This window comes from Nostoc sp. DSM 114159 (genome assembly GCF_053470285.1).
The window spans coordinates 5,369,430-5,393,101 of sequence record NZ_JBPFEH010000001.1 but is presented as its reverse complement, the minus strand read 5'-3'; the positions used below and the strand labels follow the sequence as shown (position 1 = coordinate 5,393,101).

General features: G+C 39.0%; 24 protein-coding genes. 10 read left to right on the top strand and 14 right to left on the bottom strand.

What is annotated here, in order from left to right; translation table 11 throughout:
* Nucleotide 1 precedes the first annotated feature (1 nt).
* Nucleotides 2–298, bottom strand: a complete 297-nt coding sequence (locus ACR5KR_RS22345) for a hypothetical protein (RefSeq protein WP_445630453.1) — start codon at nt 296–298, stop codon at nt 2–4.
* Between the two features lie 28 nt (nt 299–326).
* Nucleotides 327–794: a VOC family protein gene (locus tag ACR5KR_RS22340; RefSeq protein ID WP_448268067.1), complete on the bottom strand. Its 468-nt coding sequence runs from the start codon at nt 792–794 to the stop codon at nt 327–329.
* 77 nt (nt 795–871) lie between these two features.
* Here ACR5KR_RS22340 and ACR5KR_RS22335 point away from each other — a divergent pair, with 77 nt between their 5' ends.
* Entirely contained in the window at nt 872–1,345 is a 474-nt protein-coding gene (locus tag ACR5KR_RS22335) for a DUF4385 domain-containing protein (RefSeq protein WP_448268066.1), read from the top strand.
* A 170-nt stretch (nt 1,346–1,515) separates the two neighbouring features.
* Here the strand turns inward: ACR5KR_RS22335 and ACR5KR_RS22330 are convergent, their stop codons facing one another.
* The 4 genes from ACR5KR_RS22330 to ACR5KR_RS22315 all read right to left on the bottom strand — a co-directional run bounded on the left by ACR5KR_RS22330 (nt 1,516) and on the right by ACR5KR_RS22315 (nt 4,156).
* Nucleotides 1,516–1,872: a GNAT family N-acetyltransferase gene (locus ACR5KR_RS22330; RefSeq protein ID WP_448268065.1), complete on the bottom strand. Its 357-nt coding sequence runs from the start codon at nt 1,870–1,872 to the stop codon at nt 1,516–1,518.
* Between the two features lie 420 nt (nt 1,873–2,292).
* Entirely contained in the window at nt 2,293–3,312 is a 1,020-nt protein-coding gene (locus ACR5KR_RS22325) for an aldo/keto reductase (protein ID WP_448268064.1), read from the bottom strand.
* Between the two features lie 231 nt (nt 3,313–3,543).
* The gene (gene petJ, locus ACR5KR_RS22320; RefSeq protein ID WP_448268063.1) at nt 3,544–3,879 is read right to left on the bottom strand and encodes a cytochrome c6 PetJ; all 336 of its coding nucleotides are present in this window, start codon (nt 3,877–3,879) and stop codon (nt 3,544–3,546) included.
* Between the two features lie 52 nt (nt 3,880–3,931).
* Entirely contained in the window at nt 3,932–4,156 is a 225-nt protein-coding gene (locus ACR5KR_RS22315; RefSeq protein ID WP_445630459.1) for a hypothetical protein, read from the bottom strand.
* Between the two features lie 191 nt (nt 4,157–4,347).
* Here ACR5KR_RS22315 and ACR5KR_RS22310 point away from each other — a divergent pair, with 191 nt between their 5' ends.
* Nucleotides 4,348–5,148, top strand: a complete 801-nt coding sequence (locus ACR5KR_RS22310) for a histidine kinase (RefSeq protein ID WP_445630460.1) — start codon at nt 4,348–4,350, stop codon at nt 5,146–5,148.
* A 202-nt stretch (nt 5,149–5,350) separates the two neighbouring features.
* Here ACR5KR_RS22310 and ACR5KR_RS22305 read toward each other — a convergent pair whose 3' ends face one another.
* The 4 genes from ACR5KR_RS22305 to ACR5KR_RS22290 all read right to left on the bottom strand — a co-directional run bounded on the left by ACR5KR_RS22305 (nt 5,351) and on the right by ACR5KR_RS22290 (nt 8,929).
* A complete protein-coding gene (locus tag ACR5KR_RS22305; RefSeq protein ID WP_322695459.1) occupies nt 5,351–5,542 on the bottom strand; it encodes a YqaE/Pmp3 family membrane protein in 192 nt (63 codons plus the stop codon).
* A gap of 126 nt (nt 5,543–5,668) precedes the next feature.
* Nucleotides 5,669–6,070 carry a phage holin family protein gene (locus ACR5KR_RS22300; RefSeq protein WP_448268062.1) on the bottom strand — a complete coding sequence of 134 codons (402 nt, stop codon included), beginning with the start codon at nt 6,068–6,070 and terminating at the stop codon, nt 5,669–5,671.
* A 344-nt stretch (nt 6,071–6,414) separates the two neighbouring features.
* Entirely contained in the window at nt 6,415–6,756 is a 342-nt protein-coding gene (locus ACR5KR_RS22295) for a 2Fe-2S iron-sulfur cluster-binding protein (RefSeq protein WP_448268061.1), read from the bottom strand.
* Nucleotides 6,757–6,769: 13 nt separating this feature from the next.
* Complete coding sequence (locus ACR5KR_RS22290; RefSeq protein ID WP_448268060.1) at nt 6,770–8,929, bottom strand: Tex family protein; 2,160 nt, start codon at nt 8,927–8,929, stop codon at nt 6,770–6,772.
* Between the two features lie 500 nt (nt 8,930–9,429).
* Between ACR5KR_RS22290 and ACR5KR_RS22285 the strand changes: the two genes are divergently transcribed.
* The 8 genes from ACR5KR_RS22285 to ACR5KR_RS22250 all read left to right on the top strand — a co-directional run bounded on the left by ACR5KR_RS22285 (nt 9,430) and on the right by ACR5KR_RS22250 (nt 17,869).
* Nucleotides 9,430–9,648 (top strand): hypothetical protein, encoded by a 219-nt coding sequence (locus ACR5KR_RS22285; RefSeq protein WP_445630465.1) that lies wholly within the window; start codon nt 9,430–9,432, stop codon nt 9,646–9,648.
* A gap of 1,300 nt (nt 9,649–10,948) precedes the next feature.
* Entirely contained in the window at nt 10,949–11,137 is a 189-nt protein-coding gene (locus ACR5KR_RS22280) for a hypothetical protein (RefSeq protein ID WP_448268059.1), read from the top strand.
* A gap of 399 nt (nt 11,138–11,536) precedes the next feature.
* Nucleotides 11,537–11,926: an EamA family transporter gene (locus ACR5KR_RS22275; protein WP_448268058.1), complete on the top strand. Its 390-nt coding sequence runs from the start codon at nt 11,537–11,539 to the stop codon at nt 11,924–11,926.
* 18 nt (nt 11,927–11,944) lie between these two features.
* Nucleotides 11,945–12,301 (top strand): EamA family transporter, encoded by a 357-nt coding sequence (locus ACR5KR_RS22270; RefSeq protein WP_322695464.1) that lies wholly within the window; start codon nt 11,945–11,947, stop codon nt 12,299–12,301.
* An 82-nt stretch (nt 12,302–12,383) separates the two neighbouring features.
* The gene (locus ACR5KR_RS22265) at nt 12,384–13,688 is read left to right on the top strand and encodes an NAD(P)/FAD-dependent oxidoreductase (RefSeq protein WP_448268057.1); all 1,305 of its coding nucleotides are present in this window, start codon (nt 12,384–12,386) and stop codon (nt 13,686–13,688) included.
* A 45-nt stretch (nt 13,689–13,733) separates the two neighbouring features.
* On the top strand, nt 13,734–14,558 hold the full coding sequence (locus ACR5KR_RS22260; protein ID WP_448268056.1) for a glycosyltransferase family 2 protein: 825 nt from the start codon (nt 13,734–13,736) through the stop codon (nt 14,556–14,558).
* Between the two features lie 309 nt (nt 14,559–14,867).
* Entirely contained in the window at nt 14,868–16,340 is a 1,473-nt protein-coding gene (locus ACR5KR_RS22255; protein WP_448268055.1) for a TldD/PmbA family protein, read from the top strand.
* Nucleotides 16,341–16,528: 188 nt separating this feature from the next.
* Nucleotides 16,529–17,869 (top strand): TldD/PmbA family protein, encoded by a 1,341-nt coding sequence (locus ACR5KR_RS22250; protein WP_445630471.1) that lies wholly within the window; start codon nt 16,529–16,531, stop codon nt 17,867–17,869.
* 65 nt (nt 17,870–17,934) lie between these two features.
* On the opposite strand, the gene ACR5KR_RS22245 is transcribed toward ACR5KR_RS22250, so the two are convergent.
* From ACR5KR_RS22245 to ACR5KR_RS22230, 4 genes are all read right to left on the bottom strand, one after another.
* A complete protein-coding gene (locus tag ACR5KR_RS22245; RefSeq protein ID WP_322695469.1) occupies nt 17,935–18,375 on the bottom strand; it encodes a pentapeptide repeat-containing protein in 441 nt (146 codons plus the stop codon).
* A 294-nt stretch (nt 18,376–18,669) separates the two neighbouring features.
* Entirely contained in the window at nt 18,670–19,683 is a 1,014-nt protein-coding gene (locus ACR5KR_RS22240; RefSeq protein WP_448268054.1) for an aspartate carbamoyltransferase catalytic subunit, read from the bottom strand.
* Nucleotides 19,684–20,208: 525 nt separating this feature from the next.
* Nucleotides 20,209–21,561 (bottom strand): magnesium transporter, encoded by a 1,353-nt coding sequence (gene mgtE / locus ACR5KR_RS22235; protein ID WP_448268053.1) that lies wholly within the window; start codon nt 21,559–21,561, stop codon nt 20,209–20,211.
* Between the two features lie 435 nt (nt 21,562–21,996).
* The gene (locus tag ACR5KR_RS22230; RefSeq protein WP_448268052.1) at nt 21,997–23,118 is read right to left on the bottom strand and encodes a glycosyltransferase; all 1,122 of its coding nucleotides are present in this window, start codon (nt 23,116–23,118) and stop codon (nt 21,997–21,999) included.
* Between the last annotated feature and the right edge of the window lie 554 nt (nt 23,119–23,672).

The following is a 23,672-nucleotide window of genomic DNA, read 5'->3' as shown; positions in this document are numbered from 1 at the left end:
ATCAGTCTATTTTTTGAGGAATGAGACTGGCGCTTTTAGTTGCACTATCCCAAACAATCCAGTTAAGAGAATTATCTAAATCATCGGGGCTATTTGAAACTTTGAAATATAGCTTTTCTTCACGTTTTCTTTCAATGGCAAAGTCGGCATTTTGAGCATAAGCGACTATAAAACCTTTGTCTCGCAAACAATACATCGCCCAGGCTTTCAATGATTGCTTGTATGGTTCGTGTGGAATTGGTGGTTTTACGATCGCATCTTCAATTACTTTAAATATTTCCGTGAGTTTCGCGGTCATAGTAGATACTTTTGTTATTACCCTTAAGTTAACTAGCTTCTGGATCGCAACGAATTTCAATCATAAAGCCATCTGGATCGTAAAAATACACTCCTCTACCAGTAGGGCGGGTGACAGGGCCATGTGCGATCGCTATTTTATTTTCCCCGATTACTGTCACCGCGCGATCGAATAACTGGGGATCGATGTCAAAGGCGAGATGGTATGCTCTGGTGAATGTCTTCTCTGGATTGGAATCTGGTGGTGATAACTCTGGTTCCCCAAATAAATCGAGAATCGTACCATCCGGGGTGATAAAGTTGGCTACTTTCCCAGATGCAACAAGTTCCACCAGGGTTGCGGGTACTTCGTCGCCTGTGAGTTCGTGCAAACCCAGGATTGTGCCATAAAAGTGGCGGGAAGCTTGCATATCCTGGACGTTGAGGGCAATGTGATGCACTTTACGCAGATTTCCTGGCCCAAGGACACTGTTCGCGGATTGGGTGCTAGATAGCATAGTAGAACCAAATCTCAATACTTTGATAGAAGCTGAACTTTTTACTTAAAGTTTAGTATTCATAATAAAAATCTATCATGGCATTTGATTATTCTTTAGACTTTAAAAATATTGATTTTCGCCAACATCCTGAACTCTATCGTGTTGGCAAGGGTGAGCAGGGTGTACTTTTGGTTGAACCATACAAATCAGAAATTCTTCCTTACTGGCGGTTCAAAACTCCTGATATTGCTAGAGAGTCGAGTGAAAAAATTTATGAGATGTTTCTTGATTATCTAGAACAAGATGATTTTGTTGGTGCGGATATGGCACGAAAGTTTATCCAAATGGGTTATACTCGCTCTCGCCGTTATGCTAATCATAAAAGCGGCAGAAAATATAAACAGAATTCGGATACTTCAGGTGATAAAAAAGAAATTCTTCCTTATGAAGTAGACGCAGTGAAAGCGGAATCAGCAGCTATATTTAAAGCTAAGTGGGTAGAAGCAAAGACAAATGAGAAATATCAAGAGCTTTTAGCGAAACATAAGCAGATGTATGAGCTAGAGTAAAACATTATTAACTTTCAATTGAGCAGGTTTCGGAGAGTGTGTTATGTGAATGAACTTTGAACTTCGTCAATGAATTTTAGGTACTAATTGCAGAATGTTGTCACTCACATTGTGGGTAATTAATTTAAGAGTAACGCGATCGCATTTCGCCTTCACCAAAACGACAAAAATTATATTGCTCCATATTTCTTTTCAAGATAGTGAACTTCAGGATCATCTTCCCGTTGCCCTAAATCAACCCATCCGTGCTTGAGATAAAATCTCATTGCTACTCGATTCGTAGGACTGACGTTCAAGCGGGCTGACTGACAACCTAGACGCTTGAAAAAATGAGCTGCGTGTTGATCTAACTGCTTACCAAAACCCTGACCTCGAAACTCTGGAGTCAGGTAAAACAAATTGACGTAGCCAATGCTTGAATCGTGTTTCCAACACATCATCTCAATTTGCCCAATAATTTGCTCTTCTTTCCAAACGTGTAGACAACTGTTTGGGATTTCTGTCATTCGCTGTCTCAGCCACTGCAAATATTTCTCAGCTCCGCTTCCATCCTCTTTATAGAACCGAGCGGCTGAACCAAAGCTGCAAATGAAAGAGTCTGCTCTGAATTGAACGCATAAATCTTGATCTCGCGCTAGGTTGATAGGTTTGAACTCAAGCGTAGAAGATTGCAATCTTGTTTTTCCAGACTAAATTTGTACGTTGTTTCGGCAACTAAATGAATTATCCCGTGTCCCGTGAGATGAAAGACATCAAAATAGTCTTCTGGGTAGGATTTCACCAAATTGGCTAACTCTGCAACCGAGGCGCTTTCCTAGTTCAAAAGTTTGCTGTTGACTGAGGGCAAAGGCAAAGTTTAGCGGCATGGTTTGCAGGGGTAGATTGCACAATAACCTTCACCATATTATCAGTAAATTCAATCATCAACAAAGCCAACGCCTTAATGCTTATCGCCGATATTCGTCGCCGCAATCGCCGATTAGCTGATACAAATCGCGTGATTGGCGAGATACTGCATTGATGCGATCGCGATCGTCTTCATCTAAATTAAAACTAAATACTTTGGCGTTATCTTCTATATGTTCAGATACACCAAGTCTGGCACCAACTATTACACCGCCTACTGTTGGTCGATCTAAAATGTAACGCACTGCGACGTTAGAAATGCTGACCCCATGCTTATTCGCAATTTCCTTCAGAATAGCTAGCAACTCTTGAAATAATCGCCAACCACCCCAAGCATCGATCATATTTTTATATTTTTTCAAACTAGCAGTGGAGAGATCAAATCCTCGCGGTTCTGGTTTCCCCAAATAGTTTTCTGATAACAAACCGCCGCACAGCGTACCGTAAGTAAAAAGCTTGATGTCATGCTGCTGACAAAACTCCACCATATTAACTTCAGGACGGCGGTCAACTAGGGAAAATTGCACTTGGTTAGAAACAATTTTGATCCCTGCTTCAGTAATGATCTTTAAGTTTTCTGTGTCAAAATTAGTTAAACCTAAATGCTTAATTTTACCCTCAGTCTGAAGTTCAGCCATATATTTGAGGGCATCCAGGTAATTTTTATCCTGATATTCCCACCAATGGAATTGCATCAAATCTAACGATTGCACATTCATCCTTCTCAAGGAAATATCAATATTTTCCTCGACGAGTTTCTTGGTCATTTTCCCAGGACGAGGAACCCATTTTGTAAAAGCTTGTACCTGAGATAAAGCGTCTTTCCCACGAGTATCAATTAGTTGGCAACGAAACTCACCAATAAAGTCTTCCGCAGGGCCATAATGATCTGCTAAATCCCAAGTAGTAAAGCCTGCATCTACATATTTGAACATAGTCTCAATAGCGGCTTGGGGATTTATCTGTCCGTGTGCGCCGGAGACTTGCCACATCCCATTTAATATCCGGCAGATATTCAAATCGGGAGTAAATTGGAGACGACTAGCTGTGGGTAAGTTCATTTTCAAGTTTAGGAGGAGTGATAAGTGAGGAGTTAGGAGTTAGGAGTGAGGAGTTAGAAGTGAGGAGTGAGAGGAATGAAGAATTAGTGAGTTTGGAAGCATCTTATTACAACATTCTTAGCTTTTATGCCTTCTTAAGAACCATTTATAACAGCGATAATCAATAACTCTTAAATCTTAACTCTTAACTCCTAACTTTTGTACAGACGCGATTAATCGCGTCTCTACTTTCTAACGCCAGCCTTTTTCCGCTTGTTCGAGAACGTAAGCAGCAACGTCTTGAATTTGCTGTTCGCTGAGACGATCTTTGTAGGCTGACATATTATTTTTACCATTGGTAACTATAGATGTAACTGCCTCTATTGAATCCATATCATACTTTTTTAGGGCTGGCTTTTTGAGATTTTTACCACGCCTGATGATGTTGCTACCATTGATATGACAACCAGCACAATGAACGCTAAATATTTGTTCGCCGTTAACTGTGTCTGCTGCTTTAACAGGCAAAGTAAAAGTACTGATTAATAACAAAAATGTTACTAATATCAATGTAAGTATTTTCTTCAATTAATTTCTCCAGTGAACATATTAGTTGTAGGCAGAAGTATCAAAACCAATACTAGAGGGATTCAAAGTCAGTTGTAAATCCAGCAAAATTTGCACAATCTTCTTGAAAAGCTTCAGCATCGCTAACATCCTCAATTTTATAAGACATGATGCGCGTACCATTTGGCATTTTTTTGGAACCAATCAATTCACCTTGATATTTCGCTGCGATCGCTTTTAATTCAGTACCATAAATTTTCCAGGCATCATCCGAACAAGTAATATTTACTTGCCACATATTCTACTTCCAATTACTACCACTAAATACTCATCATCTCACAAATAGGCAATATCTTACACATCACCTCTTTAGGATTGCAATTTTATATCTAAAGGAAGTACCAAGCTAGTTTGGGTTACGCCATAATATGGATGTAGGAACATTTCTAGAAAATATTATCCCAATTAGTTAAATACTACGAGTTGAAAATGCCTAACAATATCAAACAACAAATTCAAGCCGACCTGCAACAAGCAAAAGAAACTGGACAATTAAGAACTGAGCGGATTCGAGAAATAGTAAAATCCGCAGTTTCTCAAGTAGCTTCTGAGTTTAAACAAGGTTCTACTGAAGTTCGTAGCATTGTGAAAGATGCTGTTTCTGCTGTAATTGAAAACTTCCAAGAAAAAGGCAGCGAACTCAAAGATGAAGTGACAGCTTCCATTGAAGGAGCGCTGGAAGGAATTAATAGCAAAAGACACGAAGACATTGCTAAAACTCAAACAGATATTAAGCGGCTACAGGCTCAATTGGATGGTGAAGAAGAACAACTCCAACAAGAGGTTGATGTAATTCTGGCAGAAATTGAAGAGACGGGTAAGGAAAAACCTGCAAGTACCAAAACTGCAATTGATTCTGCTATCAATGCGATTAAAGATAGTGAAGAAGTCGGGTTGTTAAAGAAACGTTACGCGCAACTGCAAGCGCAGCTAGCCATTGTCCGAGCTAATATGGCTGCACGCTATGGTGGGCGGAATATGGAAGTTCAAGATTATCTAGACGAGGCGAAACACTGGTATGATAAAGCTCGTCCCCAAGCAGAATCGATGGCTGTACAGGTAGAACAGAAGCGATCGCAACTAGAAGATAAACTGGGTGAAGCTGGTACATCTCTAGCCAGAAAAGAGCGCCAAATCAAACAAACCTTAAGAGAGTTACTTTTAACGGCGGCTGACTTATTCAAAGATAAGGAACCTGCTGCTAAAGAACGCGAGACTATTCATAAATAAGCTGTTTTAACGTTTAATTGACTTCTAAAAGTAGGGTGAAAAATTCTTCCCCTACTTTACTTTTGTTGAAAAATTAAAAACCCTCACTCACTCTAAATCCCTCTCCCAAGCTTGGGAGAGGGATTTTGAAAACTTTGAAATTAGCTCCTCTTCTCTCAATTTGGGAGAAGGGGTTGAAGGATGAGGGCTTTAATATTGCGTATTAGTAAATACGCCCTTCTCGATTAAGTTGTTCGTCATGCTTGGCTATAACCCAAATTGCATGAATACTACCAGGAAGCCAACCTAAAACAGTGAGTAAAATGTTAATCAACAGGGTGGGGCCAACTCCAACTGTCAAGAAAACACCTAAAGGAGGAACTAACAAACCTAAAAGAAAACGAACTAATTTCATGATTTTACAACTTTGTGATTTTGTTTAATTACATTCATTTGAGGATGCCGAATTAGGAAATCCACCTTTGGAGATTTTATGTAGGTGAGAAACGTGATTTAACTGACGTTTCTATTCGTTCTAAACTTATCTAGAAGAAGGTAGTTCAGCTTGATTCTTTACATCACCACTGCTGGTTAAAAGGTTTCTTTCAACAAAGTAGTTGTTAATAAAGGTGTTAGCAAAAGTTAAAATTACTGGCCCAAGCAGGAAACCAATAATTCCGCGAACTGAGAATCCAGGAACTAGCACTGCTGCTAACCAAAAACACAAACCGTTGACAACGAGCGAAAATGCTCCAAATGAGAGAAAGTTAAGTGGTAAAGAAAGACCAGACAGAATTGGTTTAACTGAACCGTTAATTAGACCAATTACTACAGCAGCAATTATAGCGGCGGGGAAATTAGCAATATTAACGCCTGGAACAACTAAATCAACAATCAACAGGCTCAAAGCTGTAGCTATCGCGGTTAAAAATGGAGTCAACATTGTTTCTTACCTAATCACTAAAGATTTTTTTGCGACTTCTTATATCATCTTTAACTATTTACTAGGGTTTCACCTCCCTTGCAAGATAGAATTTCTTTCTACCATTAGGCCTATCGTTGAGAAAAATATAGCGGTTCTAAATACATTTTATGGGCGCATAGCTGTATACCTATACATTAGACATAGGAGTAGAGACATAGCACTGCTATATGTCTCCAAGGGTTCTGGATAACGCATATTAATTTCTGAAGATTTCTAACGTATTGCCATGTTTTTAAGGGCACGTTAAACAAATTTAACGCACCCTCTAAATTTAAGATTAATTTAATGTTACAAAGCAAAAATCACTCAGATTGTCCCGACTCAGGCTTATAGTAAAGGGCTGATTTATATAAGACTTGTTCTTGATGGGTTTCTAAAGTGCAATCAGACAAAGGGTAAGTTACACAAGTAACAACATAACCAGCCTGTATTTCACTTGGACGCAGAAATTTTTGCTCGCTTTGATCGATTTCACCACTAATAAGTTTAGCAATACACGCAGAACATTCGCCTTGTTTGCACCCAGATGGTAAGCGGATACCAGCTTCTTCCGCCATATCTAGAATATATTGATCGTCTGGTACTGGAATGGTGCGATCTAATCCAAGTGTAGGATTAATCAATCGAACTTGATAAACTGCCATCTGCTGTTTCTAATTATTGTTTAACTGCTTTCATCGACAAACTAATCCGTTTGAGTTTCTCGTTGATTTCTAATACCTGGACTTTGACTACTTGTCCAACTTTGACAATTTTATTGGGATCGTCTACAAATCTATCAGCAAGTTGGGATATATGCACCAAGCCATCTTGATGTACGCCGATATCGACAAAAGCACCGAAATTGGCGACGTTCGTCACGATTCCCTCTAGTTCCATTCCCACCTTCAAGTCCTTGATTTCGTTAATTCCTTCTCTGAAGGTGGCATACTTAAACTCAGCACGAGGATCTCTACCTGGTTTTTCGAGTTCGTTGAGGATGTCGCGCAGTGTGGGTTCGCCGACGCTATCGGTAACGTATTTCTTCAAATTGGCCTTTTTGAGTTTTTCGGCAATTTGTGTTACCTGATTTAATGGCACATTTAGATCGGATGCGATCGCTTCTACTACAGAATAACTCTCTGGATGCACTGCTGTATTATCCAAAGGGTTATCACCGCCGCGAATCCGCAGAAAACCCGCTGCTTGTTCAAAAGCTTTTGGCCCTAACTTCGGAACTTTCAAAAGTTGTCGGCGATTTTTAAAGGCTCCATGCTGGTTGCGATGAGCGACAATATTATTGGCTACTGTTGCCGTAATTCCAGAGACGGATGTCAGAAGTTCTTTGGATGCGGTGTTTAAGTCTACGCCGACGTAGTTAACGCAGCTTTCTACAGTGTCATCCAATTTCTTTTTCAACAATTTCTGATCGACATCGTGCTGATATTGTCCCACACCAATCGATTTGGGATCGATTTTCACTAGTTCTGCTAAGGGATCTTGCAAACGGCGGCCGATACTAATTGCACCGCGCACGGTAACATCTAAATCGGGAAACTCTTCTAGCGCTACAGTACTTGCAGAATATATAGATGCGCCAGATTCATTCACCATCACCTTCACTGGTTTGCGTTCTATATTTTGCAATACTTGCGTGACAAACTCCTCTGTCTCGCGGGACGCTGTACCGTTACCAATGGCGATTAATTCAATCTTGTATTTTTCAATTAAATTTTTGACAGTTTGTGCAGCTTTGAGTCGCTGTTCAGCCGCTTGGTGAGGAAAAACCGCTTGGTATTCCAAAAATTTTCCCGTTTGGTCGAGGACAGCAACTTTACACCCAGTTCTAAATCCGGGGTCTATCGCCAGGGTTGGTTTCATCCCTGCTGGTGCAGATAGCAGCAACTCCCGCAGATTAGTTTCAAATGTCTTAATTGATTCTATGTCTGCATAAACTTTTTTCTCAGCAATAACCTCTCCCATAAGAGAGACTTTCATCAAACGGTTGAATGCATCTTTCAGCATCGCCTGATAAAAATCTCGAATTGTCCGGACTTTGGTTTTAATTTCTTTCGACTCAAGATAGTAAAGTACCGCATCCTCATCAAAAGCAATTTCAAAGCTTAATATTTTTTCAGTTTCACCCCGACACAACGCCAGCATATTGTGTGGTGCAATATTTTTTACCTTAATTTGATAGTTACGGTACATCTCAAATTTGGTTGTACCTTCAGGATAATCATCTTTGATGCGGGAGACAAATACCCCTTCTTCTAAAAGATAGTCGCGGATATATGCGCGTAACTCAGCTTTTTCAGCTACTTCTTCCGCCAAAATATCAGCAGCACCTTTGAGTGCTTCTTCTGCTGTTTTTACTCCCTGCGCTTCCGAAATATACTTAGCCGCTTCTGACTCCAAGGATGCAATTGCAGCATTTTTGATATTTAGCGACTTGATGAACTCTGCTAGTGGTTCGAGTCCTTTTTCTCTGGCGATAGTGGCGCGGGTGCGGCGCTTTGGGCGATAAGGTAGATATAAATCCTCAAGTTCGGTTTTTTGTAAGCAAGATGAGATTTTGGCTTTGAGTTCATCTGTAAGTTTACCTTGTTGGGCGATCGCACTTAAAATAACCGATTTTCGTTCTTCCAGTTCTGTTAAATAAGTATATCGATCGGCCAGTTCGCGTAGTTGCACTTCATTCATCTCATCGGTGCGTTCTTTGCGGTAACGTGCAATAAAGGGAATTGTTGCACCCTCCGCCAAAAGTTCCAGCGCGTTTTGCACCTGATGGGATTTGAGGTTGATTTCAGTTGCCAGTATTTGAGGAATGTTCAGCATTAGGTGTCTAAAATGAAAATGCTACTTCTAAAGGTAATATGCTAGATCCTTATCCTGGCGCAAGTCCAAAGTTTTAAGCTAATTTACTAGATGATTGTTCGCAAGAGTGTAATTGGCGAAATAAACAAAACGCATACGCAAGTTTTATAACCCTTTCAATTTAGCTTGGCTGAGTCAGGAGAAGGACAAAAATAGCATCACCCACAGAAATTGTCTGTTACTAAACACCACGCAATTTCGCGTAGCATCTCGTACCACATTTTAAATCTTGCTACGCACACACTCAAACACATAAAAAATAGTTGTCAAGCTTTTGGCGCTTCATCTATTGCAATAATTATTCCAATTGGCATAAAATCCAACCTTGCATAATCTTGATTTTCTATAATATTTATTTCGCTCGACTGTTGTAGCCAAAACCTGATTGGATGTAAGATTAACCACACTTCCAAAAAATTTGTTCTAAAAACACTACAACCTTTAGTTCAGAGGTTAGGAAAATGCTTTTGTTTTTCTTGATACCACTATGTACTGCTTTAGCTACAGGCTACTTGTTCAAAAACAGTACTGATGAAATAGCATATCTTGCAGGTGTATTCGCAGCGATTAGCTTGATCTTAAGTTTAATATTAGCACCTTGGCAGATTCAGTTTGGATTATTAATCATTGTCTTCGTCATTACCAACAGACTTTTGCAAAATAATGAGTCCAAACAATAGGAAAACAACCTAGAGAAACCTCTATCCAACCAAGAGAACTTAGCGTTGTTTTTCTTTATACCACTATGTCCTGTTTGAGCTACTACCTGCTTGTTCAAAAAGGGTACCAATGAAATTGCCTACTTTGCAGCGATTAGCTTGATTTTACTCAAGCATTAATATCTTGGCAGATTCAGTTTGGATTGTTAATCATGATTACCAACAGACCTTGATGAGGATAATCAGTCCAAATAATAAAAAAACCTCTACCCAGCGAAGGAAAATTGGCAGACTACTAACTCTATCTGAAATATGTAAATTTAGATGAATATTTTCTGAATAGATAAAAAATAATTCAAACTCTCGATTATCATCTAAAAATTCAGCTTGTAATTTAGTGTAACTTATGTAACACTGTCAACGCCAGTAGTCTTGTTCGAGTTTCAATTTTTCTTGAGTCAACTCTTAGCTTTGCATTATCGAGTCTAATACTAACTCTTTACTTATACAATTTTAGTACCATAAATTACTTCATAAATGTACAAATTTACCTGGCAAAAATTAAGAATAGCGGAAGATTTTTATTTTATGAAGTTTTTGTTTAATTGTATTTGTCAGTAGATAAATTTTTGATAAAGTATCACGATAAATTTGCAACATACCTTTCTCATGGTATTCTAGTAAGTAATTACATGTAACAATAAATTTGGAGGAAAAAGCCTATTTAAAAAATTACGCGGAAAAGTCAAGCAAAAATAATACTAGATGATGTAGAAATATCTCAAATTCAATGCAAACAATTTCAATTTCAAGTTAATTAGCCAACTCTAGTTTGCATTAGTTGTTTTGTAAAAAAGCTCCATTTGGACATCCAGTAAAATTCCCCATAAATCTGTAAAGCGTATTACTGTAGTGTAGATTGATTGATCTCTCTATTGATTTACGCAGCCAGTCAGACTTATATTACTTCTTGTGTTCCCATGCCCAAAAAGAGCACGTATACATACTCGATTTGAGTAAAAACCATTACTTTTATAAATCGGCTTAATTGCCAGCCGAGATTACAGATATGTCTGTGAGCCGGGAGAAGTTTTATGATATGTCAGTACATTAATCCACTTTTTTGGAGCAAATAGAGAATATTTCTCAATCCAGCTAGGTTTTATAGCTTGAGAATATCAATAGTATCTTCAAAAGATTTCTACAGCAGGATACAACTGATAGAAAGTTAATGAATGGATTAATCAAAAATTATGGTAATCCATTTTGATTTAAGTGCATCTGTTGAATATGTGGGTGGAATCAAAGTTCAACATCAACGATGTCTACGATGGTCACTGAGCGACTTGCCTTGAGCGTTCGCGTAGCGTCTCGTAGAGAAGTCGAAAGGAGCCGAAGTGCTAGCTACACCTACGGCACACTGCAAATGTGTATGTATAGAGAAGTTGTGACAAACTTCTCAGATTTCTCTATGTCTGTATCCACTATTAGATTATCGCGATCGCGCTAAAAATAGTGTTAGAGCAAACCTGGGTAGCACAGAAAATATCTGTAATTTACAGTTAGGCAAACTCTAAATTGATTGTGCAAATTGTCAAGCAATAAACTGGTTTGGTTGGGAGTATAATCCAGTCAAACAATTAAGCGTGCTTTACTACCAATCATATCGAACGCTGCCATGATAGAGCAACTATCCTGGAATACTACATAATATTTAGTTTTTAATAGGGCATAAGCTTCAAGGATCGTTTTAATATCAGTCACTTCAACATAGCTTTCCTAATTTGTTGTCTATTTACTGAAGTGGAAATCGAATTGTAGAGAAGTGTTGCCGAGATATGAAACATTTAAAAAGACTGGTTTTTTACTATTTGGTTCATACCTACCATCTTGATGAAGGCAAAGTACTATGAAATCGATGTCTCAAAATTCAAACTTTAAAATAACCCCTTATATTATTTTATTTGTAAGTATTTTACTTAGTATTTCTGGACAATTGCTCATGAAAAATGCCATGATTTATACAAATGAGGGAGTATTTACTTGGGATTTTATTCAAAAATTATCATTAGCTATTACTGTCTACTGTTTAGGAATAGTAAATTGGATATTGGCTCTGCGCTCTGTAAAATTAAGTATTGCCTATCCACTGACGAGTTTAAATTATGTTGGGATACTTTTCGGCTCATATTACTTTTTTAATGAGGTGATTACGCTAACTCGAATAGTAGGAGTCATTACTATCTTCTTGGGTGTTCTTTTAGTAGTTAACCCCATTAAAAAACTCAAATTTAGATAATTACTTGAACAATTAAAAATGAGTATTTTTACTTGGCTAAATTTAATGCTTGTTGTTTTGTTTGGAACAACTGCTCAACTCTCACTCAAGTATGGACTTTACATCTCTAACTCTAATAAAGGAGAAAGCGGCTCTATCAAAAATCTTTTATTATCTCGTTATTTTTTAATTTGGTTTATCTGCTATACATTTATGACTATATTGTGGCTTTATGTATTGCGGACAATTCCTTTAAGTCAAGCCTTTCCAGTTTTAGGATTAATGTATGCATTTGTACCCATTGCTTCTCACTATCTCTTAAAAGAAGAGGTTGTTTTTAGTCAATGGTTAGGGATTTCCGTTATCATAACTGGCGTAATTCTAGTTGTACATTAATCTTTTATGATTCAAATTATTAATATTAACAGTTTCGGAACATCATCTTCTAAAACATTTTCACAAAATCTAAATTTAATTTATGAATATAGGCATAGTTGGCGGAGGTATCACTGGGCTAGTATTAGCTCAACGTCTTTCACATCAAGGACATCAAGTCACTGTCTTTGATAGTAATAAGCAGCTTGGTGGACTTACTACCTATCATGATTACGGATTATTTACCTGGGATCGTTTTTATCACGTCATCCTACCTTCTGATACTCACTTAATAAATTTTATTAGAGATATTGGTCTTGGAGATAAACTGCGTTGGCATAGAAGTTTAACAGGCTTTTATGACAATAAAAAGTTTTATTCTATTAGTAACACTATAGAATTTCTGCGTTTTCCTCTATTTGGACTTATAGGTAAAATCAGATTAGCTTTTACTCTTCTATATGGTTCGCGCCTGAATAACTGGCGGCGCTTAGAGAAGATTTTAGTTGAAGATTGGCTATTGAAACTTGGTGGTAAAAACACATACGAAAAACTCTGGAAACCTTTGCTTTTATCCAAATTAGGAGAAAACTATAAGCGAATCTCAGCAGTTTTTATTTGGGCTTATATCAAACGACTATTTTCAGCGCGCGATTCTTCATTAAATAAAGAACAACTTGGTTATGTCTCCGGCGGTTATAAAACTGTTTTTGACCATATAGAAAAATTAATTTATGCGGCTGGAGGTCATATCCACAAAGGTGTTGCGGTTGAATATATCGCACCTCATCCCGGAGGTGGAATGTGGGTAGAATATCAGGGTAAAAAAGAGCATTTTGATAAAGTCATCTTTACTGGGCCAGTTAATATCTTGCAACAGGTTGCTGCGAGGGAACTAGTGAAAGTTGCAGACACTACTGAAACAGTAGAATACCTGGGTGTAATCTGCATGGTACTCATTACTCGTAAGCCTCTAATTCCTTATTACGTAGTGAACATTGCCGATAAAAATATTCCTTTTACTGGAGTTATCGGTATGAGTAACTTAGTTTCTTTACAAGAAACAGCAGGGTATCACATGACATTCCTACCAAAATATATCCTTTCCACCGACCCGTTGTTAAAACAACCAGATGACGAATTACGTCCAATATTTTTCCAAGGTATACGTTTAATGTTCCCCGAACTCAAAGCAGATGACATTGTAGCGGCACATATTAATCGAGCGATTAAAGTACAGCCACTACAAGTTTTAAATTATTCCAGCCTTGTTCCCAAAGTGAGTACTGAAAACGATGATTTTTTCGTTGTCAATACCTCACAGCTGGTCAATGATAGCGTCAATAACAACGCAGTAGTTCGACAAGTCGATGAATTTCTCAAAAAATCACCATTACTCAATTATTGAAATTTGAGTAATCACATTTGAATTGAAAAATCACACGAGGTTTTTATGAGTCTTTTTGTTCTTTTACCCGCATATAACGAACAAGAATCAATTCGACCCTTGTTCAAAAAGTTTCAAACATTGCAGCAAATCTTTAATATAGAGATAGAACTGATTCTTGTCGATGATGGCAGTAGCGATCAAACTGCTCAGACTGCAATAGATGAATCTCAATCACTAGGTATATTACTAAAATTAGTCCAACATCCCAAAAATGCTGGTTTAGGTCAAGCAATTAAAACAGGTTTTACAACTTTCTTGGAAATTTCTAAAGAAGGTGATTTCTTAGCGGCGATGGATTGTGATAATACTCAACCACCAGAGCTATTAATAAAAATGTATGACACTATGATAGCTGGTAGCTATGATATTGCGATCGCATCTAGATATCGCAAAGGTTCTAAAGTCATAGGCTTATCAAAATTTAGAGAGTTGATGAGTTACGGAGCCAGCTGGCTTTTCAGAATCGCCGCCCGTGTACCAGGCGTAAAAGACTACACTTGTGGTTACAGACTGTATAACCGTACTTTCCTCAATAAACTGGATATGTATTATGGGGACAATCTATTCACTGAAAGTGGATTTGCTTGCATGATAGATTTACTGCTGAAAGCCAAAGCCCTCAAACCAAAAATCGTAGAAATTCCAATGGTTTTGAGATACGATGAAAAGCCGACTGCTAGCAAAATGAAAATTCTTAAAACTATTACTCGAACACTAAAACTCTTGTTTAAGAACCTAGCATCAACACAGCCAACTTCTAATTTAGGTCAGACTTTCAAACAGCAAGAAACAGTTAAAATTCCACTAAGAATGGCAAACCGTAAATAAACCTGAGAAGAAAAGTCTGGATTCTTTAGTTGAGAAAAGTGCCAGTAAATATATAAATAGAACTGTATTTTATCCTACGCTGATACAAAAGCGGAGCTTTCCTTGCTCCGCTTTTGTATTTTGATTTCTGAATTCTTCGTCAAATAGCTCCAAATTTCTAGTCTGTGAGCGGATTTGCCAAAGCGTTGTTAAAGGGGAGGGAAATCCACACGTTTTTCTAGCAACTGTGGCTTTTGCTCATTTGTTAGACTGAACACACCAGGATTTTTCAGTCAAATCTCTGAACTACACCAGCAGACGAGGCTACCCATGCTTACAAGTACGCTACTTCTCTCGAATCAACTTCCCACTCTCCAATATTCTTCCACACCAGAGCGTTTCGATGAAACCTGGGAAGCCCCCCTGGCTACCCTTCTGGGACTAGGACGCGCCGCTGGTGCTGACTTCATCGAATTATTTTTAGAGCGTCGCAACTATATTAGTTCTCTTGCAGAAGATGACGCTATCACGAGTATTTCACCCAGTCTGTCTACAGGCGCGGGAGTCAGAGTATTTCGCGGCAAAGCCGACTGCTACGTTAGCACTAATGACCTTTCGTTTTCCGGTTTGAAAGCAGCCTTAGAAAAAGGTCTTTCTATCTTGGGATTACAACTACCCACTGCTAAAGCTTTCATCCCCGAAATCAACCTAGAATTACTTAGAGATTACGCTACCAAAAGAGGTAAAGATGCATGGCTACCGATGTGTAGCTCCATCCGAGAAATGGGAGAAATCCTCCTAGATGGTACAGCCCACCTGAAGCAAAAAGCTAGCCACGTCCAATCGCGCCGTGCTAGCTATTTCCGGGATTGGCAAGAAGTTTTAATCGCCGCTAGTGACGGGACTTTTGCCCGTGATATTCGCCTTACCCAGTCAGTAGGATTTAACTTATTGTGTGCTGATGGTGCTAATCGTACCTCAATTGGCGATCGCGCGGGTAATACTAGTGATGCCAACTTCTTGAGAACTTGGGATTCTCAACAAGCCGCCGAGAAAATAGCAGAATCGGCTGGAAAAATGCTCTACGCAGATTACGTGGAGTCGGGTACTTATCCCATCATTATGGCCAATCACTTTGGCGGCGTCATCTTCCACGAAGCTTGCGGACACCTACTAGAAACCACTCAAATAGAACGCAATACCTCTCCCTTTGCTGACAAAAAAGGCGAAAAAATTGCCCACGAAAGTTTGACAGCTTGGGATGAAGGGCGCTCTGAAAATGCCTTCGGGACAATTGACATGGATGACGAAGGTATGCCGGCTCAAAGAACCCTCTTAATTGAAAAAGGCGTTCTGAAAAACTTCTTAGCAGATAGAACAGGTTCCTCGCGCACCGGACACCCCAGAACTGGAAGTGGACGCCGCCAAAATTATACCTATGCTGCTGCTAGCCGGATGCGTAATACTTATATTGATTCTGGCGAATATAGCATTGATGAATTATTTGCCTCTGTTGATAAAGGTATTTACTGTAAAAAGATGGGTGGTGGTAGCGTTGGTGCTACAGGTCAATTTAACTTTAGTGTTGATGAAGCTTATTTAATTGAAAATGGCAAAATCACTAAACCACTCAAAGGAGCAATTCTCATCGGTGAAGCTAAGGAAATTATGAATAAAATTTCCATGTGTTCTCAAGATTTGGAAATTGCACCAGGCTTTTGTGGCTCAGTCAGTGGCAGTATTTACACCACGGTAGGACAACCCCACATCAAGGTTGATTCTATTACTGTAGGGGGACGATAAGAATTTTAGATTTTAGATTTTGGATTTTGGATTGTGAATGAGCAGGTGTTTCAGGCTAGAACAAAGCAGTTGGCATTACGAGTTATTTGTCTAAAAATATAAGTCATAACATCCAAAATCCAAACTTTAATATCAAAAATGGAATCGTTTCCAATCCAAAATCAAAAATCAAAAATCCAAAATTGACTATGCCGAATATCAATGAGATTGCAAATTCTGCTAAGGATAATGCTGATAAACTTGGCATTAAAAAATTTGACATTTATGGCTCAACAGTAGATGACACTAGCGTGCAAGTAGATCAAGGTGAGCCAAAACAGGTCAAAGCTTCAAACCGCTCTGGTGTTACTGTTCGTGTTTGGAATGAAGATAATACAATGGGTGTGACCAGCACCACAGATGTAGACCCCAAGGGACTGGAATTAGCTTTGAAAACTGCCTACGAAGCCAGTTTCTTTGGTGTTAAAGAGAACGTTCCTGATTTTAGTCCAGAGGCTACTGTTCCGATTCCAAGTAAACCCCCGCATAAAGCACCTCAAGCACCTGTTGCTGAACTTATAGAAAAATTGTTGGTAGCTGAAAAAGAATTACTAGCAGCTCATCCAGCAATTAAAGGTGTACCTTATAATGGTTTGTCTCAAAGAGATATTGACAGATTTTATCTCAATAGCGACGGTGCAGTAAGAACTGAATCTCACTCTTTGGCATCTGTTTATCTTTATAGCAAAACTGAGGAAGATGGCAAAAAACCGCGCAGTGCAGGCGCTTTTAGAATCAACCAAAGTTTAGATAAACTAGATATTAATGGTTGTATCAAAGAAACTGCCGATAAAACTATCAGTCACTTGAATTATGAAAAAATCAAAACTGGTAAATATCGAGTTGTTTTTTCAGCGGAAGCTTTCTTAAGTCTGTTGGGCGCTTTTTCTAACTTATTCAATGCCCAAAGTATTTTAGACAATCAAAGTCTATCTACTCCTGATGATTTAGGTAAGGAAATTGCTTCTCCTCTACTTTCAGTTTATGATGATGCACTGCACCCAGCTAACGTAGGTGCCGAAACTTTTGATGGCGAAGGAACACCTACTCGTCAAATTTCGTTGATTGAAAATGGTATTTTAACAGGATTTCTCCATAGTGCTGGCACCGCTAAAAGGTTAAATGCCCAACCAACGGGTAATGCTAGTATTGGTGCAAAAGTCAGCGTTAGTCCCAATTTTTATCACGTATTTTCAACAGCAACTCCTGAGCAAGAGTTGAGCTTAGAAACTGCTGAAAATGTGATTTTTATTGATGATTTACAAGCTCTCCATGCTGGAGTTAAATCCTTGCAAGGTTCCTTTTCTTTGCCGTTTGATGGTTGGCTAGTTAACAAGGGAGTAAAAACGAGTATTGAGTCAGCAACTGTTGCTGGCGATTTCTTGGAACTCTTGAAGTCAATTATTTATGTAGAAAAAGAGCCAGAGTTAACGCCAGGTGGAGTTTGCCCGAAAATCTGGGTTAATGAACTATCGATTACTGGCGAATAAAAATTAGTCAGTGCAGAGTTAAGAGTTTAACTCTTAACTCTTAACTTGGAAATCATGACTCACCATTAGTATTCACCACCAATGCTAATGGCAGTATTAAATACATCAGCACCGCTTAAATCAATACCAGCTAAAACAGCGCCATCTACGTCACTATTATATAAACGGGAATTACTCAAATTCACGTTGGTAAGATTGGCATTATTTAAGATGGTATCGCTGACGAATGCTTCTGTGAGATTAGCAGACTTTAAATTAGCGCCGGTTAAATCTGCACCTTCTAAGTTAGCACCTTCGAGATTAGCTCCTTTTAAATTTGCATTTCTCAAGTCAACACCGATTAGATGAGCGCCTTTGAGGTTAGCTCCTACTAGATTGCATCCGGAACATTCTCTAGTTTCTAATAAGCGGCGGACAGGGGCGGAATTTTCTGCTTTGACGGGAATGGGAGCAGCTAAAGATAGCGTGCTGAGTAAGGCTGCTGCCGTCAAAAAAATTCGTTTCATAATTTACCTCGGACACTTCTAGAAGTCATTAAATCCCGATCTTCTACGATACCAGTGTGCCAAGATTAGAGAATTTTGTCCTCATACGAGCGGAGGAATACATGATTTCTATAAGATTATGTATTTTTCTGTAAGGTAGTCCAATAGGATTAAAATTTAAGGATTTTAAGTCATAACTTAGGCGTATAACATTGGTAACAAGTTAAAAACGAGCAAATTTTGTCAATATGCCCAAGTACAGAAATTAAACAAATCTAATAATGATAACCAAAAAAACTTGAGTTTATCCTGTTATTAGGACTTGCCGCTGCCTAATAAATACAACAGTGCCATCCGAACAGCGACACCGCTGGTAACTTGTGATTGAATGAGACTAAATTCTGGGTCATCCATCAATTCAGAACTAATTTCAACACCACGGTTGACTGGGCCTGGATGCAAAACTTTGACGTTTGGTTTACAAAGTTGCAGTTTTGTGCTTGTAATGCCAAACAGTTGGTGATATTCTCGCAAACTTGGCAGCAAATGAGCCGTCATCCGTTCCTTTTGCAGACGTAAAGTCATGACAAAATCTGCATTCTGTAAAGCTGGTTCTAGCTGCCAATGTAGAAATAGTTGGGGATTGGGGGAATAATTTCTGTCTTCTACTTCCTCCAAGATAAACTCGGCAAAGAATTTAGGTAAGAGGGTTGGCGGTGCTGCCAGATGTACTTCGGCACCACTAGCAATTAAACTCCAAATATTCGATCGCGCCACACGAGAATGGAGAATATCCCCAACAATCGCAATCTTTTTCCCCTTTAAAAGTTCCAGTCGGGGGCGGTCTGGGTCAATTAGAGTAGTTATGGTAAATAAATCTAGCAGTGCTTGGGAAGGATGTTCGTGTTGACCATCACCAGCATTGAGGACGCTAACTCGGACACCGAGACGATCCATTTCAGCCGCGATCGCATTTGGTACTCCTGCCTCTCGATGGCGGACTACCATAATATCAGTTCCCATCGCCAAATAGGTTTTTGCCGTGTCGAGAATTGTTTCTCCCTTGGTCATAGAAGATGTAGCGGCAGCAAAGTTCAGCGTATCCGCACTTAAGCGTTTGGCTGCGAGTTCAAAACTGCTGCGAGTGCGGGTAGACGATTCAAAAAATAAATTCGCCACCACCTGTCCCTGCAAGGTTGGTACTTTCTTCGTCCGCCGTGATAGCACCTCTTGAAAACTGGCAGCAGTTTGCAAAACTGTATCGTATTCGGTAGTAGTAAAGTCAGCCAAGGAAAGAATGTGATGACGATTCCAGGTTGTAGTAGGCATAGGATTTGGGGAGAAGGAGGGCAGGGGAGAAGGAGGGCAGGGGGGCAGAGGGGCTTTCAAGGGGAGGCTTTTAGGCTTTCGATAAATAGTTGAGAATGTTCTCAATTATTGAACGTAGTTTTAAGTTCTCAGACAATGGTTTTGGTTTTAAAATCCCAAAAATTTGTCTAATCAAAAAAACCTGCCCCAGAAAGGGGCAGAGGGGCAGGGGAGATGAGGGAGATAGAGGGACAAGGGGACAAGGGGGTAAACAAAACTCCTAACTCTTAACTCCTAATACCAATTCAATTAATGATTGCGACACATCCTTGGGTAAAGACGCGACGCCAGTCGCTACAACGGGGGGAACCCCCGCAACGCGCTGGCTCATGAATCGCGTCTCTACAAAGGGTTTATTTGTCTCATTCTTTTTTCAAATTGGTATAACTCTTAACTCCTAACTCCTAACTCCTAACTCTTAACTCAGCACGGGCTAAACGCCCCGCTTCCGCTAACAGCACTCCTAATCCCCAATGCCCAATCCCTTCAAGTTGGTAAATGGAAAACGTTTAAAGCTAAAGAAATTAGGCTGAGGAATGTTAAAAATCCAATTGTATCTAGCATTGTAGTCACTAACGGGCCACTAACTAAAGCAGGATCGAGCTTCAGTCGTTTCAAAGCCATTGGTAGTAAAGTGCCGAGTGTAACAGCCACAATTGTATTAGTTGCCATTACCATTCCGGCAATAAAAGCCACCCATCGTTCTTGGGGTTGCGCCCAAATTAAAGAAAGCAGGATCATTGTTGTGGCTAAAGCAAGAGCTGTACCTAAACCAGCTAGAAGTTCCTTGCGAAGAATTTTTAAGGTATCTTTGGGTGTTACCTCTCCCACTCCCAAGCCACGAATTGTTACCGTTAATGATTGAATACCGACAGTACCACCAGTGTTAGAAAATATCGGCATGATCACTGCTAGAACTGGCACTGCGGCAATTACAGATTGAAAAGGGGCGATCGCACTGGCTGCACCAATATACAGAGCCATGATCCCTAATAGCCAAGGTAAACGGTTGCGAATGGTAAGTAAGGGAGAGGATAAAGCAGCTTCATCACCACTCACACCCGCCAGTTTTTGGATATCTTCTGTGGCTTCTTCTTCCAAAATATCCATGACATCATCAATGGTGACAATGCCCACCAATCGGTCTTCTCGGTCAACCACGGGGATCGCGATTAAGTCGTAGCGCTGCATAATTCGCGCTACTTCTTCTTGAGGGGTTTCGGTTCTAACTTTAATGACGCGATCGCTAGCAATATCTTTAATGAAAACATCGGGAAAGGTAAACAGCAATTGCCGTAGAGAAACTACTCTCACCAGCGTCCGGTTGTCATCTGTGACGTAGGCGTAGTAAATCGTCTCCTTGTCTTCATCCTGACGGCGGATTTTGCTCAAGGCTTCACCTACAGTCAATCCTTGCCGCAACCGGACATATTCGGTTGTCATCACCCGCCCAGCCGTACCTTCTGGATAGCCGAGAATCGTTGCTGTTGCTTGCCTTTCTTCTGGACTGAGTTGTTGTAATAGCCGTTTGATTACCCCAGCCGGTAGTTCATCAAACAATTCTGCCCGTTCGTCGGGACTCATCGCTTCTACAAGTTGCACTACCTGGACATCATGCAGAGAATTAATTAGTTCTTCCTGCACCTCTGTGGGCAGATACTCAAATACATCAATTGCCTGAGCTTTGTTGAGTAAACGAAATGCGATCGCCCGTTGTTGTTCGGGCAATTGTGTAATGTAGTCTCCCACATCCACAGGTTGTAAGCGATTTAAATCCCATTTCAACTGGTTTAAATCGGTAGTATCGGTCAACAAATCACGAATATCTTCTGTGAGCATGATATATATCTCCTAAGTCTCCCCCGCGCTGGGAGACTTCCTCACCACAGCTCAGAGGAGGTTGATACTGCCATCTTGTGGACTATGGTCCATAAAATTTCAACAAATCAATATCGATAGCTAAATTAAAGCATTGCTAGTCATCATCCTAACCCGGAACAGCGCTCTCCGGTAGATACAGAGAAAATTTTATATCTTTAGTAGCTTTATGTGCATTTTTGAGCTTGCTACCCTGATTTTTGAGGAATTATTCTCTAATCAGAGTAAGTTTTTCCACTGATATAATCTGTGAAAACTGGCGATCGCGAATAAATAACCATACGGATGGCTAAAAAAAGGGGAGTTGTCTCTAAACAAGTCATCAGAAAACTTCTGCTCATTAACAAATGCTTGAGGTTCAGCTTTCTAAATTGAGATACTCTTACTTGAGTGTCGTTAACTGATTACTAAATCATAAATAGCTTCTAGCTTGGCAGTTTGCTTGCGAATATCAAAATTTTCGCAAATAAACTCTCGTCCTTTTTTACCCATACTTTTAGCTAAAGCCCGATCGGACAAAAGAATATCTAATTTTTCCGCGAGAGAGCGATCGTCTTTTTCATCAACTAAAAAGCCAGTTTCTCCATCTAAAATAGCATCAGGGATAGCGCTATGCCAGGTAGAAGCTATTGGTAAACCAGAAGCGGCGGCTTCCAATATTGAAAGGGGTAAACCTTCGCTATCACCGTTTTTTGCTGTTTGACTGGGTAAAGAAAATATTTCTGCATTTCTCATAGTTTTTTGAATCACTTCATAAGGTTTTGCCCCCATAAAGTTTACTCTATTACTAATACCAAGCTCCTCTGCTAAACTTTTAAACTTTTCAGTCATTGTGCCATTTCCAATTTGGATAACTGACACATCTGGATGCTTATTGGCAATCCGGGCAAAAGCTTTTAATAGCGTATCAATTCCTTTTTTCTCAGTATGTCTGCCTACACATAAAATATATCTTTCACCTTTTGACTCACTGGCTGGAGCAAATTTTTCTAAATCTATACCACTATTTAGTTTAATAATTTTATCTTCGGGATAACCATATTCAATCATCTTTTTATACAAAAAACTAGAAAAAGCGATAAATTTAGATGCTTTTTGTTTTAATTCTTCTTCATGCAAAAGAAATTGATAGAATGCTGGATTACCTGACAGCCACATAGATTGACGCGAAACGGTGATATCAAAACCGTAAAATGTAACGAGGAAAGGAATATTTAATTTTTCTGCCAATCGCATTGCGTAAATCCCATCTGGCCCAAAATGTCCGTGAATTAATTTTAGATTTTTTAGTTCAGCTTCTTTTCCAAACATATTTGGTGAAGCAGAAATTATATGAAATAATTGCTTAATCTTCCATTGGTCATTATTACTAATAGCAATATTGTCAAAAGGAATATCTGCTAATAGTTTACAAGTCAGAAATAACGGTTTGTATGTTTGTAAATTATGTGCTTGTTCTCCGATAAAAGTTTCTGATACTCTCGGATAAGCTCGACGATACATCCCAACTGTTTTCATTGTGTTACTCCTATTTAAGATTAAAATTTCTCTTTCTCAAAAACGATCAAAATGTTGGATAAAAAACTTTTAATTTATTTATATATTTACGCCCTTGATTCTATCTTCTGCTATTTTTGATAAAATATTAATTACCTAATTCATTCACAGCAATAACAAGTATTGCTTTTTCAACAAGTTAATATTAGTCTAAATCAGAGCTTCAATTATTTATGTTAATAAGTGAAATAATAAGTTTTTCTGAAACTATTTTTTAGTAAATATCTTAAGGTTTAATCAAGCAAACTAGGATATTTATTTATGTCAACAAACTGATTAATTTTTTATGACTTAAGCATTGACAAGGAAGGCACAATAGCAACTATGCTTTTCAAGGCTTCTAGGTAGATTTTTGCGATGCCTGCGGTAAATGCTGTCTACGCAACTAATAAAATATGCTTTGTAAAAGGCTGAAGTCTTGATGTACATGCACAAAATGATTTATTTGTAAAGTGCATAAGTCTTATTTTATCAAACTTGATTGAGTTGAGGATAGCCTCCCTTTCTTAGCTGCA

What these genes read in the sequence shown, in the direction of transcription:
- ACR5KR_RS22295 (WP_448268061.1), bottom strand. Translation starts at nt 6,756, where the DNA reads ATGGCAGTTTATCAAGTTCGATTGATTAATCCTACACTTGGATTAGAT.
- ACR5KR_RS22315 (WP_445630459.1), bottom strand. Translation starts at nt 4,156, where the DNA reads ATGTGGCAAGTAAATATTACTTGTTCGGATGATGCCTGGAAAATTTAT.
- ACR5KR_RS22305 (WP_322695459.1), bottom strand. Translation starts at nt 5,542, where the DNA reads ATGAAATTAGTTCGTTTTCTTTTAGGTTTGTTAGTTCCTCCTTTAGGT.
- ACR5KR_RS22290 (WP_448268060.1), bottom strand. Translation starts at nt 8,929, where the DNA reads ATGCTGAACATTCCTCAAATACTGGCAACTGAAATCAACCTCAAATCC.
- ACR5KR_RS22310 (WP_445630460.1), top strand. Translation starts at nt 4,348, where the DNA reads ATGCCTAACAATATCAAACAACAAATTCAAGCCGACCTGCAACAAGCA.
- ACR5KR_RS22335 (WP_448268066.1), top strand. Translation starts at nt 872, where the DNA reads ATGGCATTTGATTATTCTTTAGACTTTAAAAATATTGATTTTCGCCAA.
- ACR5KR_RS22340 (WP_448268067.1), bottom strand. Translation starts at nt 794, where the DNA reads ATGCTATCTAGCACCCAATCCGCGAACAGTGTCCTTGGGCCAGGAAAT.
- ACR5KR_RS22245 (WP_322695469.1), bottom strand. Translation starts at nt 18,375, where the DNA reads ATGAAACGAATTTTTTTGACGGCAGCAGCCTTACTCAGCACGCTATCT.
- ACR5KR_RS22300 (WP_448268062.1), bottom strand. Translation starts at nt 6,070, where the DNA reads ATGTTGACTCCATTTTTAACCGCGATAGCTACAGCTTTGAGCCTGTTG.
- ACR5KR_RS22280 (WP_448268059.1), top strand. Translation starts at nt 10,949, where the DNA reads ATGTCTACGATGGTCACTGAGCGACTTGCCTTGAGCGTTCGCGTAGCG.
- ACR5KR_RS22260 (WP_448268056.1), top strand. Translation starts at nt 13,734, where the DNA reads ATGAGTCTTTTTGTTCTTTTACCCGCATATAACGAACAAGAATCAATT.
- ACR5KR_RS22345 (WP_445630453.1), bottom strand. Translation starts at nt 298, where the DNA reads ATGACCGCGAAACTCACGGAAATATTTAAAGTAATTGAAGATGCGATC.
- ACR5KR_RS22255 (WP_448268055.1), top strand. Translation starts at nt 14,868, where the DNA reads ATGCTTACAAGTACGCTACTTCTCTCGAATCAACTTCCCACTCTCCAA.
- ACR5KR_RS22265 (WP_448268057.1), top strand. Translation starts at nt 12,384, where the DNA reads ATGAATATAGGCATAGTTGGCGGAGGTATCACTGGGCTAGTATTAGCT.
- ACR5KR_RS22230 (WP_448268052.1), bottom strand. Translation starts at nt 23,118, where the DNA reads ATGAAAACAGTTGGGATGTATCGTCGAGCTTATCCGAGAGTATCAGAA.
- ACR5KR_RS22250 (WP_445630471.1), top strand. Translation starts at nt 16,529, where the DNA reads ATGCCGAATATCAATGAGATTGCAAATTCTGCTAAGGATAATGCTGAT.
- mgtE (WP_448268053.1), bottom strand. Translation starts at nt 21,561, where the DNA reads ATGCTCACAGAAGATATTCGTGATTTGTTGACCGATACTACCGATTTA.
- ACR5KR_RS22285 (WP_445630465.1), top strand. Translation starts at nt 9,430, where the DNA reads ATGCTTTTGTTTTTCTTGATACCACTATGTACTGCTTTAGCTACAGGC.
- ACR5KR_RS22325 (WP_448268064.1), bottom strand. Translation starts at nt 3,312, where the DNA reads ATGAACTTACCCACAGCTAGTCGTCTCCAATTTACTCCCGATTTGAAT.
- ACR5KR_RS22240 (WP_448268054.1), bottom strand. Translation starts at nt 19,683, where the DNA reads ATGCCTACTACAACCTGGAATCGTCATCACATTCTTTCCTTGGCTGAC.
- ACR5KR_RS22275 (WP_448268058.1), top strand. Translation starts at nt 11,537, where the DNA reads ATGAAATCGATGTCTCAAAATTCAAACTTTAAAATAACCCCTTATATT.
- ACR5KR_RS22270 (WP_322695464.1), top strand. Translation starts at nt 11,945, where the DNA reads ATGAGTATTTTTACTTGGCTAAATTTAATGCTTGTTGTTTTGTTTGGA.